Origin of the sequence: Salinactinospora qingdaonensis, from assembly GCF_039539445.1 — a bacterium.
GTDB classification, from domain to species: Bacteria; Actinomycetota; Actinomycetes; order Streptosporangiales; family Streptosporangiaceae; genus Salinactinospora; species Salinactinospora qingdaonensis.
Map to the genome: position 1 here is coordinate 300,391 of NZ_BAABDD010000003.1, position 17,404 is coordinate 317,794.

General features: G+C 68.8%; 16 protein-coding genes. 7 read left to right on the plus strand and 9 right to left on the minus strand.

The features are described from left to right. Positions 1–11: 11 nt before the first annotated feature. From ABD848_RS05295 to ABD848_RS05310, 4 genes are read right to left on the minus strand one after another with little or no spacing between them, the layout of a single operon-like run. Positions 12–1,097 carry an LLM class flavin-dependent oxidoreductase gene (locus ABD848_RS05295; protein ID WP_344967884.1) on the minus strand — a complete coding sequence of 362 codons (1,086 nt, stop codon included), beginning with the start codon at positions 1,095–1,097 and terminating at the stop codon, positions 12–14. Next, positions 1,097–1,999, minus strand: a complete 903-nt coding sequence (locus ABD848_RS05300) for an SMP-30/gluconolactonase/LRE family protein (protein WP_344967886.1) — start codon at positions 1,997–1,999, stop codon at positions 1,097–1,099. Before ABD848_RS05300 ends, ABD848_RS05295 begins: the two co-directional genes overlap by 1 nt. Continuing rightward, on the minus strand, positions 1,996–3,063 hold the full coding sequence (locus ABD848_RS05305) for an LLM class flavin-dependent oxidoreductase (RefSeq protein WP_344967888.1): 1,068 nt from the start codon (positions 3,061–3,063) through the stop codon (positions 1,996–1,998). Before ABD848_RS05305 ends, ABD848_RS05300 begins: the two co-directional genes overlap by 4 nt. An 18-nt stretch (positions 3,064–3,081) precedes the next feature. Then, positions 3,082–3,618 carry a flavin reductase family protein gene (locus tag ABD848_RS05310; RefSeq protein WP_344967891.1) on the minus strand — a complete coding sequence of 179 codons (537 nt, stop codon included), beginning with the start codon at positions 3,616–3,618 and terminating at the stop codon, positions 3,082–3,084. Between the two features lie 424 nt (positions 3,619–4,042). On the opposite strand from ABD848_RS05310, the gene ABD848_RS05315 reads away from it, so the two are divergent. The 5 genes from ABD848_RS05315 (at position 4,043) to ABD848_RS05335 (ending at position 8,514) form a co-directional block, all read left to right on the plus strand. After that, complete coding sequence (locus ABD848_RS05315) at positions 4,043–5,086, plus strand: thiamine pyrophosphate-dependent dehydrogenase E1 component subunit alpha (protein ID WP_344967893.1); 1,044 nt, start codon at positions 4,043–4,045, stop codon at positions 5,084–5,086. Further along, positions 5,083–6,102, plus strand: a complete 1,020-nt coding sequence (locus ABD848_RS05320) for an alpha-ketoacid dehydrogenase subunit beta (RefSeq protein ID WP_344967895.1) — start codon at positions 5,083–5,085, stop codon at positions 6,100–6,102. The genes ABD848_RS05315 and ABD848_RS05320 overlap by 4 nt, the downstream gene beginning before the upstream one ends. A gap of 12 nt (positions 6,103–6,114) precedes the next feature. Further along, on the plus strand, positions 6,115–6,360 hold the full coding sequence (locus tag ABD848_RS05325) for a biotin/lipoyl-containing protein (protein ID WP_344967897.1): 246 nt from the start codon (positions 6,115–6,117) through the stop codon (positions 6,358–6,360). Next, a complete protein-coding gene (locus ABD848_RS05330) occupies positions 6,360–7,070 on the plus strand; it encodes a 2-oxo acid dehydrogenase subunit E2 (protein ID WP_344967898.1) in 711 nt (236 codons plus the stop codon). The genes ABD848_RS05325 and ABD848_RS05330 overlap by 1 nt, the downstream gene beginning before the upstream one ends. 370 nt (positions 7,071–7,440) lie before the next feature. After that, positions 7,441–8,514 (plus strand): TRM11 family SAM-dependent methyltransferase, encoded by a 1,074-nt coding sequence (locus ABD848_RS05335; protein WP_344967900.1) that lies wholly within the window; start codon positions 7,441–7,443, stop codon positions 8,512–8,514. A gap of 695 nt (positions 8,515–9,209) precedes the next feature. Here the strand turns inward: ABD848_RS05335 and ABD848_RS05340 are convergent. Continuing rightward, positions 9,210–9,809: a MarR family winged helix-turn-helix transcriptional regulator gene (locus ABD848_RS05340; protein WP_344967902.1), complete on the minus strand. Its 600-nt coding sequence runs from the start codon at positions 9,807–9,809 to the stop codon at positions 9,210–9,212. A gap of 104 nt (positions 9,810–9,913) precedes the next feature. Between ABD848_RS05340 and ABD848_RS05345 the strand changes: the two genes are divergently transcribed. Continuing rightward, positions 9,914–10,561, plus strand: a complete 648-nt coding sequence (locus tag ABD848_RS05345; protein WP_344967904.1) for a class I SAM-dependent methyltransferase — start codon at positions 9,914–9,916, stop codon at positions 10,559–10,561. 104 nt (positions 10,562–10,665) lie between these two features. On the opposite strand, the gene ABD848_RS05350 is transcribed toward ABD848_RS05345, so the two are convergent. The 4 genes from ABD848_RS05350 to ABD848_RS05365 all read right to left on the minus strand — a co-directional run bounded on the left by ABD848_RS05350 (position 10,666) and on the right by ABD848_RS05365 (position 15,370). Next, positions 10,666–11,694 carry an ABC transporter permease gene (locus ABD848_RS05350; RefSeq protein WP_344967906.1) on the minus strand — a complete coding sequence of 343 codons (1,029 nt, stop codon included), beginning with the start codon at positions 11,692–11,694 and terminating at the stop codon, positions 10,666–10,668. Next, positions 11,691–13,265, minus strand: coding sequence for a sugar ABC transporter ATP-binding protein (locus tag ABD848_RS05355; protein WP_344967908.1), 1,575 nt, complete (start codon positions 13,263–13,265; stop codon positions 11,691–11,693). Before ABD848_RS05355 ends, ABD848_RS05350 begins: the two co-directional genes overlap by 4 nt. Position 13,266: 1 nt before the next feature. After that, on the minus strand, positions 13,267–14,226 hold the full coding sequence (locus ABD848_RS05360) for an ABC transporter substrate-binding protein (RefSeq protein WP_344967910.1): 960 nt from the start codon (positions 14,224–14,226) through the stop codon (positions 13,267–13,269). 85 nt (positions 14,227–14,311) lie between these two features. Beyond that, the gene (locus ABD848_RS05365; RefSeq protein ID WP_344967912.1) at positions 14,312–15,370 is read right to left on the minus strand and encodes a class I mannose-6-phosphate isomerase; all 1,059 of its coding nucleotides are present in this window, start codon (positions 15,368–15,370) and stop codon (positions 14,312–14,314) included. 572 nt (positions 15,371–15,942) lie between these two features. Between ABD848_RS05365 and ABD848_RS05370 the strand changes: the two genes are divergently transcribed. Continuing rightward, the gene (locus ABD848_RS05370; protein WP_344967914.1) at positions 15,943–16,932 is read left to right on the plus strand and encodes a LacI family DNA-binding transcriptional regulator; all 990 of its coding nucleotides are present in this window, start codon (positions 15,943–15,945) and stop codon (positions 16,930–16,932) included. Positions 16,933–17,404: the final 472 nt, after the last annotated feature.

Below are 17,404 nucleotides of genomic sequence, written 5' to 3' on the forward strand. Positions count from 1 at the left end.
GGGTGGTCCGGTCAGTCGAACTCGGGAAGGACGTGCCGGCCGAGGAGCTCGATCGACTGCATGACCTTCTCGTGCGGGATGTTGTAGGGCTGGACCAGGCACAGCAGCAGATCGGTGCCCACAGCCTCGTAACGCTTGGCCATCTCGACACACTCGTCGGGGTTGCCGACGATGACCGCGTCGTTGCCGACCAGGTAGTCGAAGTCCAACGAGTCGATGTCGATGCCGCCCAGCAGCTTCTTGGCGTACTCGTAGCTGCCGAGCTGCGCGCCGTCCTTCCAGTCGCCCAGCTCCGCCACCGCCTTCAGGGAGGTCTGTACGTACCAGCCGAAGCACTCCCGTGCCGCGGCGTGGGCCTCCTCGGTGGAGGGGGCGCAGTGCACCTGGGTGAAGGTGGCGATCTGCTCGTTGACAATCTGCCCGACGGGTTTGGCGCGGCGCAAGCCCTGCCGGTACCGGTCGAAGCGGTTGACCAGGGTCTCGGGGGCCGCGGCGACCGAGAAGGAGAGCAGCCCCAGCCCCTTCTCGCCGACGACCTCGTGGCTGTCGGAGCTGGAGGAGGCGCCCCACAGCGGCGGGTGGGGCTGCTGCATGGGCTTGGGTACGACCCCGCGCGGGGGCAGTTTGAAGTAGTCGCCGTCCCAGGAGAACTCTTCCTGGGTCCAGCAGCCCATGATGACGTCCAGCGCCTCCTCCCACATGGGGCGGGTGTCGTTGGGGTCGATGCCGAAGCCCTCCAACTCGACGCGGGTGCCCGAGCGGCCGGTGCCGAACTCCAGGCGCCCGCCGGAGAGCACGTCGACGGTGGCCGCCGCCTCAGCCGCGCGGACCGGATGGTTGTAAGGGAACGGCAGCAGCCGCACCCCGTGGCCGATGCGGATGTTGTGCGTCTTGGCCGCGACCGCGCCGTAGAACACGCCCGGCGCCGAGGAGAAGGAGTATTCGTCGAGGAAGTGGTGCTCGACTGTCCAGACGCTGTGGAAACCCAGCCGGTCGGCGAGCACGATCTGGTCGAGGACATCGTTGAAGGCGGTGTGGGCGCTGTCGTGGGACCACGGGCGCGGCACCGGCATCTCGTACATCAACGCGAACTTCATCAGCTACCGCCTCCCACGCCGGCCAGGTTGAACGCGAACAGTTCCAGGGGTGCCGCGTCGATGTCGTAGGCGACCACTCGGCCCGGCATGGAGTAGGTGACGAACAGCTGCCCGTCGCCGATGCAGCAGTTCGTCGGCTGCGCCCCCGGCTCGGTGTCGATGCTGCGCAGCAGCTTCCCGCTGGGGGCGAAGACGTGGATGACGTGGCCCACGCTGCCGCAGACGTAGAGGTTGCCCTCGGCGTCGAAGCAGAACCCGTCGGGCGATCCCGACGGCAGCTTGCACACGACCTCGGGCTCGCCCAAGCCGGCGGGTGACCAGGGGTAGGCCCAGACCTTGCGGGTCAGCGACTGGGCGACGAACATGCGCTCGGCGTCGGGTGCGAAGCCGATCCCGTTGGGCATCGCCGCCATCTCGGCGACCTGCTCCACCTCACCCCCGGGGCCTATGGCCACGATCCGGCCGGGCCGCAGATTGCGCAGGTCCTCCCAGTTGTGGGAGTCGGTGACGTAGAGCCGCCCGTCGGGGCCGAAACACAGATCGTTGGGGCGGTGCGGCGGGTCGCCGGGCAGGTCGGCGGCCACCGTCGAGACCGCGCCGCCGGCCACGCGCTGCACACAACCGTCCATGGGCTCGGGGGCGTGCCAGTAGCCGCCGTCGTCGGCGGCGGCGAGCCCGCCGTTGTTGGCGACGTAGATCGCCCCGTCGGCGCCCAGCGCTGCCCCGTTGGGGCCGCCGCCGAGGCGGCCCAGCGTGGTGGTCGCCCCGTCAGGGTCGATCCGGGTGACGCGCTGGCCGCGCATCTCCACGGCGGCGACGGCGCCGCCGCCCAGATAGACCGGTCCTTCGGGAAAGTCCAGCCCCTCGCCGACCACGCGCGGTCGGGGCCACCCGCCGCTCACGACGCCGCCTTGGTGTCGTCGAGTTGCTGAAGCCGTGGCATGACCTCGGCGGCGAAGAGGCGCATGTTGCGCTCAGCGGTCTCGGGGGGCATGCCGGCGAAGGAGAAGACACCGTTGAAGCCGTCGTTGCCGACCTTGGAGCGGATGTCGAGGACGCGCTCATAGCACTGCTCGGGGGTGCCCCAGATCTGTAGCTCGATGAAGTTGTCGACGACCTTGCTGGAGCCGTGCTTGTGGATGGCCTTGGACAGCCGCTGGTAGTACTCGTAGCCCTGCGTGGTGTCGAAGTGGCGGCCGGCCAGCTCGTAGTGGTTGAGGACGTACTCGTAGTAGCCGCCGATGTACTCCTGGGCCATGTCGCGGGCCTTGATCTCGTCCTCGTCGCAGCAGACCCAGCCCGTCACGATCGGCGCCGGCGCTTCGACGCCCTTGAGCTCGCGGAACGTCTGTCGGTACTGGTCGAGGTCGTCGGCGACCTCCATCCAGTCCTTCTGCGGGTTGATGAGGATGCCGGCGCCGACGTCGGCCATGATGCGCACCGACTCGGGCGAGACCGCGGCGGCGTAGAGCCGGTCGTCGAAGCCGCGGGTGGGGCGGGGGCGCAGCTCGCGGCGGGGGATCTTGTAGTACGTGCCGTCGTATTCGATGATGCCGGTTTCAAGGGCCTGCAAGATGATCTGGGAGGCTTCGACGAAGCGTTCCCGCGACTCGTCCATGGGGATGCGCATGCCCTCGAACTCGATGCGGCCCAGCCCGCGGCCCATGCCGAAGATGTAGCGCCCCGAGGAGATGATGTCGAGGACGGCGACCTGCTCGGCGACCCGCACCGGGTCGTGCCACGGCAGGATCACCGCGCCCGACCCCAGCTGGATGCGCTCGGTGCGCCCGGCCATGTAGCTGAGAAATTGCAGCACATCGGGGCACATGGTGTAGGAGGTGAAGTGGTGCTCCACGCCCCACAGCGCGTCGAAGCCCAGCGGTTCGGCCAGGTCGGCTAGTTTCAGCTCGTCGCGGTAGACCTCTTCGTCGCTGGCGGCCTCGTGGCCCTCGAAGATACAGCTCATGCCAACACGCATCGTGTTTCAGCCTCCAGACGGGATAGCGGGGGCGGACGCCAGGCGCTCATAGCCGCCGTGGCAAAACACCAGCGGATGGCCTGATTCGCGTACATCCAGATCGAGGACGCGACCGAGGACGAACCAGTGGTCGCCGGCGGGGTAGCAGCGTTCGAAGGCGCAGTCGAACGAGGCGAGGCAGCCCTCGATGACGGGGGAACCGTGGGGGCTCGTGTACCAGGGCACTCCCTCGAACTTCTTGCCACCGGAGGTGGCGAACTGCCGACTGAGCTGCTCGTTGTCTGCCCCCAGGACGCTGACGCAAAAGGAGCCGACCGGCACGATCAGCGGCCAAGTGGTGGAGGTCCGCGCCGGCAAAAAGCCGATCAGCGGCGGATCGAGCGAGGCGGAGACGAAGGTCCCCACGGTCAGGCCGACCGGGCCGCGTCGGGTCATCGCCGACACCACGGCGACGCTCGTGGGGACGTAACCCATCACCTGGCGGAGCTGTTCCGGCGACACGGTGTCGTTGTCGGGTGGTCGCACCTGCATCTCACTCAGCATCTGTTGTCACCTCCAAGGTCGCTTCCCGGCCACGGCGGGCGCGGGTTCGCCGCGCGGTGTTGGGGGCCGTGACCGCGCTCGCCCAGGCGGGTTCGGAGGACGCGGTCATGCCCGAGCCGGTCACATGGGGCCGCCCAAGCGGGGGTCGCGTTCCGGCGCGCACCGGATGCCGCGGCCGCCTGCTCCCGGGTTTCCATGAACCCCCCTAACGTCATCGCTTACGTTGACAAGAAGCTAGCACTACGGTTTCCTTCCGTCAACGGATACGCTGACAAGCGTGAGTCAGCCGGAGAACACCTCCACAACCAGCGAAGGAAACGGGAAAGCGGCACACGCGAGAGCCGCATCGACACTGGCGCACACACGACACCCTGTGTTAACACTGATGTTGACCAGATAGGCGGGTCCCGCCGGAAAGGCAGCGATGAGCGTCGTGGACAACCAAGCCGCGCCGTGGGCAACGGTTCCCCCAGAACTTCAGGGAGAGCACGGGCGCGAGCTCGCGATCGAGATGCTGCGCAGGATGCTGCGCGTGCGAATGTTCGAAGAGGCGACGATCGAGTTGTTCCACGCGGGCGAACTGCCCGCGATGGTGCACCTGAGCATCGGCCAGGAGGCCGCGATCGTCGGCGCCTGCCTGGCCACAGGCGACAGCGACTACATGACCGGCAACCACCGTTCCCACGGCCACCCCATCGCCAAAGGCGCGGGCATGGACCGGCTCATGGCCGAACTGCTCGGCAAGGCCACCGGGATCTGCCACGGCAAGGGCGGCAGCATGCACCTGGCCGACTTCTCCGTGGGCAGCCTGGGCGAGTCCGGCATCGTCGGCTCGGCGATCCCCGTGGCCACGGGCGCCGGGCTGGCCGCCCGCACGCTCGGCGAGCAGCGCGTGTGCGTGTGCTTCTTCGGCGACGGCGCCGCCAACGAAGGCGTGTTCCACGAGTCGTTGAACCTGGCCGCGGTGTGGAACCTGCCGGTGGTCTACGTGTGCGAGAACAACGGCTACGCGGTCAGCGTCCCCGCCGAGTCGCTGACCTCGGTACCCGACATCGCCACCCGCGCCGTCGCCTACGGAATCCCCGGCGTGGCCGTCGACGGCCAGGACGTGGTGGCCGGCTACCAGGCGGCCCGCACCGCCGTCGACCGGGCCCGCCGCGGCGACGGCCCCACCCTCATCGAGGCCAAGACCTACCGCTTCCACGAACACGCCTACGGCCTGCGGGTCAAGACGGCCTACCGCGACGCCGCCGAGGTCGCCGCCTGGAGCGATGAACGCGACCCCGTCGTGCTGTTCGAGCGGCGGCTGGCGGACTGGGACCTGGTCGACGACGCGGCCCGGAGGCAGGTACGCGAGGAGACCGCCGCCGAGGTCGCTGCCGCGGTGGAGTTCGCCCGCACCAGCCCCGCCCCCGACCCCGCCGAGGCATACCGGGACCTCTACGTCACCGAGGAGGACGCCCGATGACCACGCCGCAACGCGAACGCCCCCGTGCCGAGGGCGGGCGCGCGCCGGGGTTCCTGCAAGCCATCCGGCAAGCCCAGTACGAGGAGATGCACCGCGACCCCACCGTGATCCTCATGGGCCAGGACCTGCGCGCCAACGTGTTCGGCGCCGCCGAGGGCTTCCTCGACGAGTTCGGCCCGGAACGCATCCGCGACCTGCCGCTGTCGGAGGCCGCCAGTGTGGGAATGGCGGCCGGTGCCGCTATGGCCGGGCTGCGCCCCATCGTGGACCTGACCGTGGCCAGCTTCATGTTCGGCGCGATGGACCAGTTCATCAGCCAGGTCGCCAAAAGCCGCTACATGTACGGCGGCCAGGCGCGGGTGCCCGTGGTCTACCGGCAGGCGCTGTACTACCACGGCGGCACCGCCGCCCACCACGCCGACCGGCCCTACCCGATGTTCATGAACGTGCCCGGCCTCAAGATCATCCTGCCGAGCAACGGCTACGACCTCAAAGGGCTGCTCAAGTCCGCGATCCGCGACGACAACCCGGTGCTGTGCTTCGAGGACGCCAACCTGTGGGGACGGCGCGGCCGGGGTGGCCCCGAGCCGGAGGCCGAGGACCACCTCGTGCCCATCGGCAGCGCCGCCGTCCGCCGCAGCGGCACCGACGTGACCATCGTCGGCATCGGCCACGGCCTCGTGCAGAGCCTGGAGGCCGCGACCGAACTGGAGGCCGAGGGCATCAGCGCCGAGGTCGTCGACCCGCGCACCCTGGTGCCCATGGACTGGCCCACCATCTTGGAGTCGGTGCGCCGCACCGGCCGCTGCGTCGTGGTCGACCCCGCCAACCGCACCTGCGGCGCCGCCGGCGAGATCGCGGCCCAACTCGTCGAGGAGTGCTTCGACGCACTGCGCGGACCCGTGGTGCGCGTGACCACCGACGACGTGCACGTCCCGTTCAGCCCCGCGCTGGAGCGGCAGATCTACCCGTCCAAGGACAAGGTCGTGGCGGCGGTGCGCCGCGCGCTGGCGTAAGGAGAAGTGAGCATGGACAACGAGGTGCGGCTCCCGCAGTACGGGATGGGCATGTCGGAGGCCGAGATCCTGGAGTGGTACGTTGAGGAGGGCGACACCGTCGTCGAAGGCGCCGACCTACTGGAGATCGAGGCGGAGAAGGCCCGCGAGGTGCTGCCCGCGCCGGCCACCGGAACCCTCAAACAGATCGTGGCCCACCCCGGCGAGGTGGTGGAGGTCCGCGCGCTGCTCGGTGTGATCGTCAGCGAGGACGAGTGATGGCCGAGCCGACCGCCACCGCCGAGGACCCGCGCGGCAGCAGCACCCTGACCCGGCCCAGCGGGCTGCGCCGCCGCATCGGCGCCCACATGGTCGACTCGCTGGCCACCAGCCCGCACGCCGCCACCGCCGTGGAGGTCCGCTTCGACCGGGTGCTGGCGACCCGAGCCGCCCACGGCGGTGAGCGCCCGCCCGGCGTAGTGGCCTTCGTGGGGTGGGCGTGCGCCCGGGCGATCGCCGAGTTCCCGCTGGTCAACGCCAGTTGGGAGGAGGGCGGTATCCGAGTGTTCGACCACGTGGGGCTGGGCGTGGCCGTGGACCTCGACCACGCGGGCCTGGTCGTGCCGGTCGTGCGCCACGCCGAGGAACTCACCCCCACCCAACTCCAGGAACGCATCGACGACCTCACCTCCCGGGCGCGCGAGCGCCGGCTCGGCGTCGCCGACCTGGAAGGGGGCACCTTCACCGTGTCCAGCCTGGGCCGCAGCGGCACCCTGTTCACCATCCCGGTCATTAACCAGCCCCAGTCGGCCATCCTCTCCTGCGACACGGTGACCTCCCGGCCCGTGGTGGAGCACGGCGCCGACGGGCCGCAGGTGGGCATCGGCCAGGTCGGTGTGCTCACCGCGTCCTTCGACCACCGCACCTTCGACGGCGCCTACTGCGCCGCCTTCCTCGACCGCGTACGCACACTGCTGGAGTCGTGCTAGCGCCCCGGCCCGCCATCACCCCTCCCGCCGCTGGGCGCGCGGGAGGCGGCTGCGCTTGAGGGACGGGACCGCCGACGGGAGGCTGCCCCCTGCCCGCCGACAGGGCTCGCGGGGCCCGCCCCTCGGGCGTGTTGGATAGGCTTTGCGGGGCCGCGCGCAGACTGCTCAGAGGCCGGACGACGAGGCTCTTCGCAACCTCTGCGCGCAAGGTCGGGCACGGCAGGCGGGGCGAGAGGAGCCCACGCGGCCAATCCTCTCCAGCCACCCAGGTGGCACGTCGATGGCGGCCCTACCCGACGCTCCCCGCGGCCCTCCCGACCCTATGGACGCTCAGGAACGAACCACCCAGCAAAAGGTAAGGAAACCGGTGATGGCAGTTCGCGTGATGGCGCGGACCCTGCGCGGCCTGGAGGAGGTCGCCGCCCACGAGATCGAGCAGCGCCGGCTGGGCGAGGTCGAACACCTGCGCCACCGCGAGGTGTGGTTCGCCGCGGCTGAGCCCACCCCCGAACTGCTGGGGCTGCGCACCGTCGACGACCTGTTCCTCGTGGTCGGAATCGTCGACGACGTCGGTCACACCAAAGCCGACCTGCCCGCCTTCGCCGAACCGGCCGCCGAGGCGCCGCTGCGCGAGGCGCTGCGCTCGCGCCACCAGTGCGGCGGGCCGGAGACTCCCCACGGCGTCGACGTCGCCGCGTCGTTTCTGGGCCGGCGCACCTACAGCCGCTACGACATCGAGGACACCGTAGGCGAACGGGTCGCGGCACTGCTCGACCTGCCGTACCACTCCCGGCGGGGCAACGTCGCACCGCCCGAAGGCAACGCCTCGTTCCGGGTGACCTTGGAGGATCGGCAGGCGGTGCTGGCACTGCGCATCACCCAACGGCCGCTGCACCGCAGGGACTACAAGCAGTCCTCCACAGTGGGCACGCTGCACCCGCCGCTGGCCGCGGCTATGGCGCTGCTGGCAGATAGCGAACCGGGACAGTGGGTGCTGGACCCCTGCTGCGGCACGGGCACGCTGCTCATCGAGGCCGGCGCGCTCGCGCCGGGAGCGCAACTGCTGGGCGGCGACCACGACGGCGCGACGCTCACGGCGGCCGTGTCCAACGCCGACCTCGTGGGGCTCGCCGACGCCAACCCCCTCACCTGGACCCGCGCCGACGCGGGCCGGCTGCCGCTGGCCACCGGCGGCGTGGACCGGGTGGTGAGCAACCCGCCGTGGGGCCGCCAGGTCACCGCACACGGCACCCTCGCCGAGCAGCCGCACCTGTTCTACAGCGAACTGCGGCGAGTGCTGGCCCCGCAAGGGCGGGCGGTGCTGCTCCTGCACGACGCCGAGGAGCACCTCTCCCACGCCAAAGCCGCCGGCCTGCGGGAACACCACACCGTGCCGGTGAGCCTGTTCGGCACCCACCCCTCGGTGGTCACCCTCACCGGTTGAGACGATGGCACCGCAACGCAGCACCGTTCTCGCTTTCGACACCCGCCGGCACCGAGCATGGATACTGTGCGCCGGAGCCACCCGCGGCAAACAGAAGACGGCGACGCCAAGAGGGTGGCGGGGCAGCCACCGCGCCGGCGTCGCCCGCCGAAACGCGGGGGCGGGGTGACCTGAATGTTCTTCCACCGCTCGTACCTCGATCGCTCCGCGATCTCGGCAGCTCCTCGGGGCGACGGTCGCTGTCACAACTCGGGGGCGTAGCCGCCGGCGGTGCCTCGAAACGACGAGATGAGCCCGAACACCCCCTCAAGAGCGACACCCCCTGCCTTAACCCAGACGCATGACCACCGGCGGTGCCTCGAAACGACGAGATGAGCCCGAACACCCCCTCAAGAGCGACACCCCCTGCCTTAACCCGGGCGTATGGCCACCGGCGGTGCCTCGAAACGGTGGGGTAAGTCCAAACAACTCCTCGACGGCTACACCCCACCACGGGCTGCCAAGCGAGCAAGCACACCACAGCGCGCCCCGACTCACTTCCCATCGTCACCCGAGCACCACTACCACCGGTTCGCCTCGTCGCTGAAGCTCTCCAGCGACCACCGCCCCGAAGGGCTGCCGAGAGCGCGAAGCGGTCGAGGCGCGAGCGACGGAAGGCCCCTCATCCGTCCTTTGCCCACCGTCTCGAACAGACATCACGGCCCTGCCGCCTCCCCTGGCCGCCGACCGTCCTCGGCGCTGTCCGTCGCCTCCCTGCGCCCGCGCGGCTCATCGCGGCGAGGAGGGCGGTGGCTGTGCTGCTCCAGATGAGGGTGGTGGTGGCCGTGGCCATGCTCGGACGGGGCGGCGTGCCACGGTGGGGCGTCGGCGCGGATGGCGCGCACGAGGGCGGGTAGTCCGAGGAGGAGGGCGTCGCGCTCCCGCTGGTTCATAGCCTCGGTCCACCGCACGTAATGAGCATGGAACTGATGGGCTATGCGCTCGTGCAGCTCCCTGCCACGCTGGGTCAACCTGAGCTGGTAGAGACGCCGGTTGTCGGGTGCACGCTCGCGCACCAGCAGCTCCTTGCGTTCCATATCGGCCACCATCCGGCTGACGGTGCTCTTCTCCAGCCCCAACCGTTGTCCCAGCTCGCGCTGCGAGATCGGGCTCTCGGTGTCGAGTTCGTGCAGGGCGAGCCCCTGTGACAGCGACACGCCGAGCCCCGGGACCTGCTGTTCGAACTGCAACAGCCCGGCGGCGCGGATGAGATCCATGAGCAGCGCGTGAATGCGTTCCGGGGCGCTGTCGGTCACGCGCTCACCTCCCGTGGTGCGATCTCTCCCCCAAGAGTTGTGCCTTGCAACTGTCTGGCGTACTCTCAGTACAGTTGCATACTACAACTTTCAGGGGGTTCACGATGCGCGCTCACCCGCACAGCGGCCACGGACACGGGCATGGCCACGGTCCGGAGCGGATCTTCCAAGGACGAGGGAGCCGGTTCTACGACCGTGTGGCACGCTGGCTAGGGCGCGGCCTGTACGGCCGCATCGCCGACGACATCGCCGACGCCGCGGTAGACGAAGGCGACGTGCTCGACATCGGCACCGGCCCCGGCGTGCTCGTCGACGAGATCGCCCGCCGCCGTCGCGACCTGCGACTGACCGGGATCGACCTCTCCGAGGACATGATCGCCGCGGCCCAGCGCAACCTGGAGATATGGGGGTCCCGGGCCAACGCCCACGTGGGCGACGTGACCGAACTGCCGTTTCCCGACGACTCCTTCGACCTGATCGTCACTTCGTTCAGCCTGCACCACTGGGAGGACCCGCAGGCGGCGGTCCCGGAACTGGCGCGGGTGCTACGGCCGGGCGGGCGCCTCTACATCTACGACTTCCGATTCGCGCCGTTCGAGACCATCGTCGACACCGCCCGCGCCCAATCGGTGCTCACCGGCCGTCCGGCGCGACGCACCCAGATCCGCACCGGCGTCCCGCTGCTGCCACGGTGCGTACGCCAGGTCTTGTCGGCCGCGCCCACTACTCCCGGAGGCGGCACCGGTTCGTGATCGTCGCGGACAGCACGCGGCCCTTCGGGAGAGGGCCCAATGTCGAGGCCATCTCCCGAAGGGCATAAGGGGAAAGGAGCCGGCTCGACCCGCCCCTTACCGCATCAGGTGCGCTTCCAGTGCTTCAGACTGTCGATCGCCACCGCCAAGACGATGACGGCGCCCTTGACGATGAGCTGGTAGAAGAACGGCACATTCATGAGCAGCAGCCCGTTGCTCAGCACACCCATGATCATCGCGCCGATCAGCGTTCCCTGGACGCGACCCACCCCGCCCATGAGGCTGGTGCCGCCGAGTACGACCGCCGCGATCGCGTCCAGCTCGTAGCTCTCACCGGCGGTGGGCTGGCCACTGACGACCCGGGCCGAGAAGAGCACGCCCGCCAGCCCCGCGCACGCGCCGGCGATGACGTAGACCTTCGTCAGGGTCCACTTGACCTTGATACCGGAGAGACGGGCGGCCTCGGGGTTGCCGCCGATGGCGTAGACCTCGTTGCCGAACCGCGTGCGCGCCAACAGGAACCACAGCGTCACGTAGACCAGCAGCATCACCACGATGGGCACGGGCACCCCGAGGATGAGCCCGTCGCCGAGCAGGCGAAACCCCAAGTCGTCGGCGATCAGCGGCCGGCCGTCGGTCAACGAGTAGGCGGTGCCGCGCAGGTAGGTCAACGCGCCAAGGGTGACGATGAATGCCGGCAGCCCCAGGTAAGCGACGAGCGTACCGTTGACCATCCCGAACACCGCACCGACCAGGATGCCGCCGAGGACGCACACAATGGCGGGCGCGCCGCTGGTCCACAGCAGCACCGACACCACCCCGCACACCGCGAGGTTGGAGCCCACGGACAGGTCAATCCCTCGGGTGAGGATGACCAGGGTCATCCCGGCCGCCAGGATCGCGTTGATGGAGGCGGCCCGAGCGATGTTGAACCCGTTGCTGAGGGTGAGGAAGTTCGGCGCGATCACGGCCATGAGCACGACCATGAGGACGAGAACGCCGAGAATGCCGTACCGGTCCCACAGCAGTGCGAGTCGGGCCCCGTCGAAGCGCTTGGGGGTGGCGCCCTCCGGCTCGCGGCCGGGCTCGGGCGCCGGGGCAGGCGCCTCCGTGCTGCGGACAGATTCCGTCATTGTGCCTCTCCCTGCTTGGTGACGGCTGCGCGCCGGCCGTCCGGCACGCCGTCGGTCTCGCCGTCGCCGGCCACGCCGGTGGCGTAGAGCATGACCGTTTCCTCTGTGGCCTCGTCATGGTCGAACTCTCCGGCGAGCCGACCGTTGCGCATGACCAGAATCCGGTCGCTGATCCCCAGCACCTCCGGCAGGTCGGAGGAGATCATGAGGACAGCCACCCCCTCCTTGGCCAAGCGGTCGATGATCTTGTAGATCTCGTGCTTGGCGCCGATGTCGACGCCGCGCGTGGGCTCGTCGAGCAGCAGCACGCGGGGCTGGACGGCCAGCCACCGGGCGAGCACAACCTTCTGTTGGTTACCGCCGGACAGGTTGCGGACATGCTGCTGCGGCGACGAGCACCGGACATTGAGCGATTCGACCTGGCGGCGCACCAGCTCAGCGATCCGGCCAAACCGTAGGACACCGAGGTCGCTGAGCGCACCGAGCCCGGAAACCGTGATGTTCTCGCGAACGGCCAGGTCCAAGAAGAGCGCCTGTTCCTTGCGGCTCTCCGGCACTAACCCGATGCCCAGCTTGACGGCGTCGAGCGGGTTGCGGATACGCACCGGCTCCCCGGCCATCCGGATCTCCCCGGCCCGGGCGCGCTCGGCGCCGAACAGCAGCCGAGCGAACTCGGTGCGTCCGGCGCCGATCAGCCCGGCCACCCCCACGACCTCGCCGGCGCGCAGCCGCACGTCCACCGGCCCCACTTGGGCGCCGTCGCCGAGCCCGCGCGTCTCCAGCACCACGTCGCCAGGCTCGTGGGGTTCGTGGACGTACAGGTCGTCGAGTTGGCGCCCCACCATCCGGGTGACGATGCTCTCCGGAGTGGTATCGGCGCGATCCGAAGTGTCGATCCAATGACCGTCGCGGAAGACGCTCACCCGATCGGCGAGCCGGTAGACCTCCTCCATGCGGTGGCTGATGTAGATGAGGCCCATCCCGCTCTCGCGCAACTCTTCGACCAGTTCGAGGAGGCGCTGTGCCTCTGCCTCGGACAGTGCGGCGGTCGGCTCGTCGAGGACGAGGATGCGCGCCTGCTGTGCCACCGCGCGCGCGATCTCGACCATCTGCTGCATGCCGACGCTGAGCCGCCCGATGACTGTGTCGGGCGAGACGTCGGCGCCGATCCGCCGCAACTTGGCCTCGGCGTCACGCCGCATCCGCGCCCGGTCGAGGGTTCCCCACGCGGTGCGGGGCTCCTGTCCCAGGGCGAGGTTCTGCGCCACCGTCATATTCGGCGCGGTGTTGAGCTCCTGGTGGATGACTGCGATCCCCAGCTCGGCCGACCGGTTGGGGGAGTCGATCGTGACCGGGCGTCCGTCGATCTCGATGCTGCCCTCGTCGGGAGTGTGAATCCCGGCGAGCATCTTGATCAGCGTGGACTTACCGGCCCCGTTCTCCCCCATCAGGGCGTGCACCTCGCCGGGGCGCAGGTCGAACGTGACATCGGTCAGCGCCTTGACACCGGGGAAGCTCTTGCTGACCCGCGCCATCCGCAGCAGCGGCGGTGGGGACGTCGGAGCGTTCATGTCACTGCCAGCCCTCGTACTCGTCGAGGTTGTCGCGGGTGATCAGCTTCGTCTCCACGAGCCGCTCGCTGTTTTCCAGCTCCTCGCCGTTGTAGAGCTTCTCGGCCATTTCCAGCCCGGTGACACCGAGCAGTTTGGGGTCTTGGGCCGCGGTCCCGACGAACATCGAGTCTTCCTTTTGCAGCTCCTCCTCGGCCTGGGGAGAGCCGTCGACCCCGGTGATGACGAGGTCGTCGTAGCCGGCCTGCTCGGCGGCGAGGGTCGCCCCCAGGGCGGTGGGGTCGTTGATGCCGAAGATCCCCTTCACGTCGGGGTTGGCGGTGAGCATGTCGGTGGTGATGGTCAACGCCTGGTTGCGGCCGTTGTCACCCGACTGTTTGGCGACGATCTCGACGTCGGGGTACTCCTCGGCAAGGACCTCCTCGCAGCCGGTGACCCGGTCCTGGACCGAGGAGATCGGGGTGCCGTCGACGAGGAGGATCTCCCCTTCTCCACCGATCTGTTCGGCGAGGTGTGTGCACGCCTGCGTGCCGGCCTGCACGTTGTCGGAGGTGACGAAGGCTTGCGCGCCCTTGGCCGTCACGTCGACGGCCACCACGGTGATGCCGGCCTCGGTCGCCCGCTGCACGGCCGAACCGATGCCTTCGGAGTCCACAGCGTTGATGAGCAGGATGTCGATGCCCTGCTGGATGAACGCGTCGATCTGCTCGTTCTGCGCCCCGAGGTCCTGGCGGCCGTCCTCGGTGGTGACCGTGGCGTCCATCTCCTCAGCGGCGGACTCGACCCCTTCCTGCATGGCGATGAAGAACGGGTTGCTGAGGTCCTGGACCATCAGACCGATACGGTCGATTGTGCCGTCTTCTTCGGCAGCGAGTTCACGGCCGTCGCTGCACCCGGTTAGCAGCAGGCTACCGGTCGCGATGACAGACAGAGCGAATGTGGTGTATCGACGATTGTGCATAGTGTTACTTTCACTTTCTCCCCATGCCGGACATGGGGTGCCAAACGGATGGCTCCGCAGCGGGGTGATGCAGCGGATGTGAGCGTTAACTCATAAGCGATGCTGAAACCGCAGTCGACGTCCTCTCCGCATGCTGGGGCTCCGCCGGCCGACACACGACGGCGACGACGTCGCCGTCCAGCCAGAGGGGACCCGCCGCGTGCGGTAAAACGAGCACGTCTCCCCCGGCCACCGCCAACTCGGCACCATGGCTGGTACCAAGCCGCCCCTGACCTTCCAGCAGCGTGAGGACGGCGAATCCGGAGGGGATGGTCGCCCGAGTGGCCGGTCGGACCAACTCGGCGCGGAAGTAGGGGGCCGCAGCCTCGGGAAGCAGTTCCCGCGGCTGGTCTGCGGCCTCGGCGCGCATCGCCGCCTCGCGGTGCAGCGCCTTGAGTTGATCGTGGGGAAGCGGCCCGCGATCGACCGCGTCGAGAGCGCGATCGAAGCCCAGGCCGAGGTGGCCCTCAGCGTGGCCGTCCAGTGCGAATCCGTCCCATTCCAGCAGGATCGAGAAGTCGGTGGGCTCTTGCACTTCCAGCAGGAACACGCCGGCGCCGATGGCGTGCGGCAGCCCGGCGGGCACCAGCACCGTGTCACCGGCCCGCACCGGAACCTCGTGCATCAGTTCCAGCAGCCGATCGCTGTCTTGGCGCTCGACGAGCTCGGCGAGTTCCGCGCGCCCCACGGGGTCGCGGAACCCGAGGTGAACCACGGCCCCCGGCTCCGCCTCGATGACGACCCACGCCTCGGTCTTGCCGTAAGGACACGACAAGTGACTGCGCGCGAAGTCGCGAGAGGGATGGACGTGGACGGGCAACCGCTCACCCGCGTCGAGGAGCTTCACCAACACGCCCGTGTCGGAACCGAAACGGGCGTAGTGGGTGGGACCGAGCCATGCCACCGGGTCCGCCGCCACCGCGTCACGCAACAGCGAACCGTCGGGCAGTGCGCTGAGCCCAAGCGGAGCGGCGCCGGAGCGCGGCGTCACCGACGCGAGCCACTCCTCCGGGGACCTCTCCCCCCGCGCGGGACCGCCGCGCAGCCGGGAGATGGCGGCTCCCCCGCGATAGAAGTGCTCGAAGGCCTCCACTGGCATTCGCATGGGACGCACCACTGCCCCTAGCCGCGACTCCGAGCTGGGCCTCGCGACGTGCACGGGGCCGAACGGGTGATGGCTGTGGCGCTTTGCCACGGGACCACCGGATCGGGGCCGCGAAGAAAGCAGCTCATCTTTACCTCTCCTGACGTGCGTGACTCCTCCAGACAACGTTGTCCGGGACAGCGTGCTGTACATCACTCTCCCCTGTCAATGGCCAATTCGTATCCCCTTTGAAGGGCGGTGCGCGGGGACGACGTCCAGCGCGCGGCTCCCGCGCCGTCCCGGCGGGAGCCGTGAGATAACGTTGTCTCACTTCGGGCCAGCCCGACGCTCGCCGCCGCGCGGCACGGCGGGCACACACGAGAGCACCTGCCCCCACCCCAGCGGGGACAGCGCTCCACGCGCCATCCGTCACGAGCGCCGGGCGCCCCATAACAGACCCGGGACATCCGCCGCTGTCTCCAAAGTCCAAAAAGGCCTTGCGGATTTCCCCAGACAAATATCAGTCTTTACGGAAAAGTTGATTCCAATTGGCAGAAAAAGGCGATGAAACGGGTGTTCTACGTAGGCCAACAATGATCGATGTCGCGCATTTGGCGGGGGTGAGCGTCAAAACGGTCTCCCGGGTCGTCAACCACACACCAACGGTCGACGCCGCCCTTACCGAGCGCGTTCTGGAAGCGATACGCGAGCTCGGTTTTCGCCGTAACGATGTGGCCGCCAACCTGCGCTCCGGACGGAACACATCCACGATCGGCCTGGTCATCGAGGATCTATCGAACACCTTCTACTCCACGATCGCCGCAGCCGTTTTCGAGGTGAGCCACCGTTTCAACACCCAGCTGATCACGGCTAGCTCCGAGGAAACCACGAGTCTCGAAGAAGAGATCGTCCTGGACCTGTGTCAGCGCCGGGTCGACGGCCTGATCATCGTTCCCACCGGAAACGATCAGTCATATCTCCAACCAGAAATCGACATGGGTCTCCCCGTGGTTTTCGTCGACCGTCCCCCCGCCGGCCTTAACGTGGACAGCGTACTCATCGACAATCGCAAAGGCGCTCGCGCGGCCGTGGAGCAACTTCTCAGCGAGGGACACCGAAAAATTGCCGTCATGGTGGACTCGTTACACATCTACACCATGCGGGAACGACTCATCGGCGCCGAAGAGGCGCTGTGCGCCGCCGAGGTGCCGCCCGAGGATCACATCTTCGAGGCGTGGCCCCACGAGCCCTCCGACGCAGCGGGCGTGGTCGCTCACCTCTTCGACTCCCCCTCACCGCCCACCGCTGTGTTCTGCGGCAACAACAGGATTCTGATGGGCGCGGTGGCAGAGCTGGTGCGCCGCGGCGAAAAAACCCGGGTTGCCGGGTTCGACGACTTCGAATTCGCCGGCCTCCTACCGCACCCCGTGACGGTCGTCGGCTACGACACCCCCGCCCTGGGCACGCTCGCCGCGGAGCTGCTCTTCCGACGCATCCACGGCGAAACCCTCCCCCCGAAACACGAACTGCTCCCCACCTACCTGGCCGAGCGGGGCATCCCCCCCGCACGCCGCTACGGCTAGGTTCTGTTCTTTCGAACGGCTGGAGATGTGGGCCGTTGGGGGTGTTCTCCGTTCGCTCGTGCCTCGATCGCTGCGCGATCTCGGCAGCCTTCGGGGCGCGGGGCCTCGCCGAGTTCGACAAGGCTCCTGAAGCCCTAAGCGGGTGCGGCGGTGAAAGCCATCACCGGCCTGGAAGAAGGGGAGCTATAGCCGGACTGCCATAGCAGGCGCAACTCCGGGACATCGCCGCAGGTTGAGACACCTCTTCGGCCGTGTAGCCTCCGGGGCTGCCGAGATCGCGCAGCGATCGAGGTACGAACGACGAAAAACGCCCACGGTCTACTCAAGACAAACACACACCGCGCCCCACATCAGCCCTCTTTTTCCTGGACAGACCCCGGACCTCGGCGCCGTGCACTGGAAGCGGGGGCGGGTGGCCTGAGACGGCGAAGGCGGCCTGTGGCCACACCCAAGGCCACCTTGATCGCCGAAC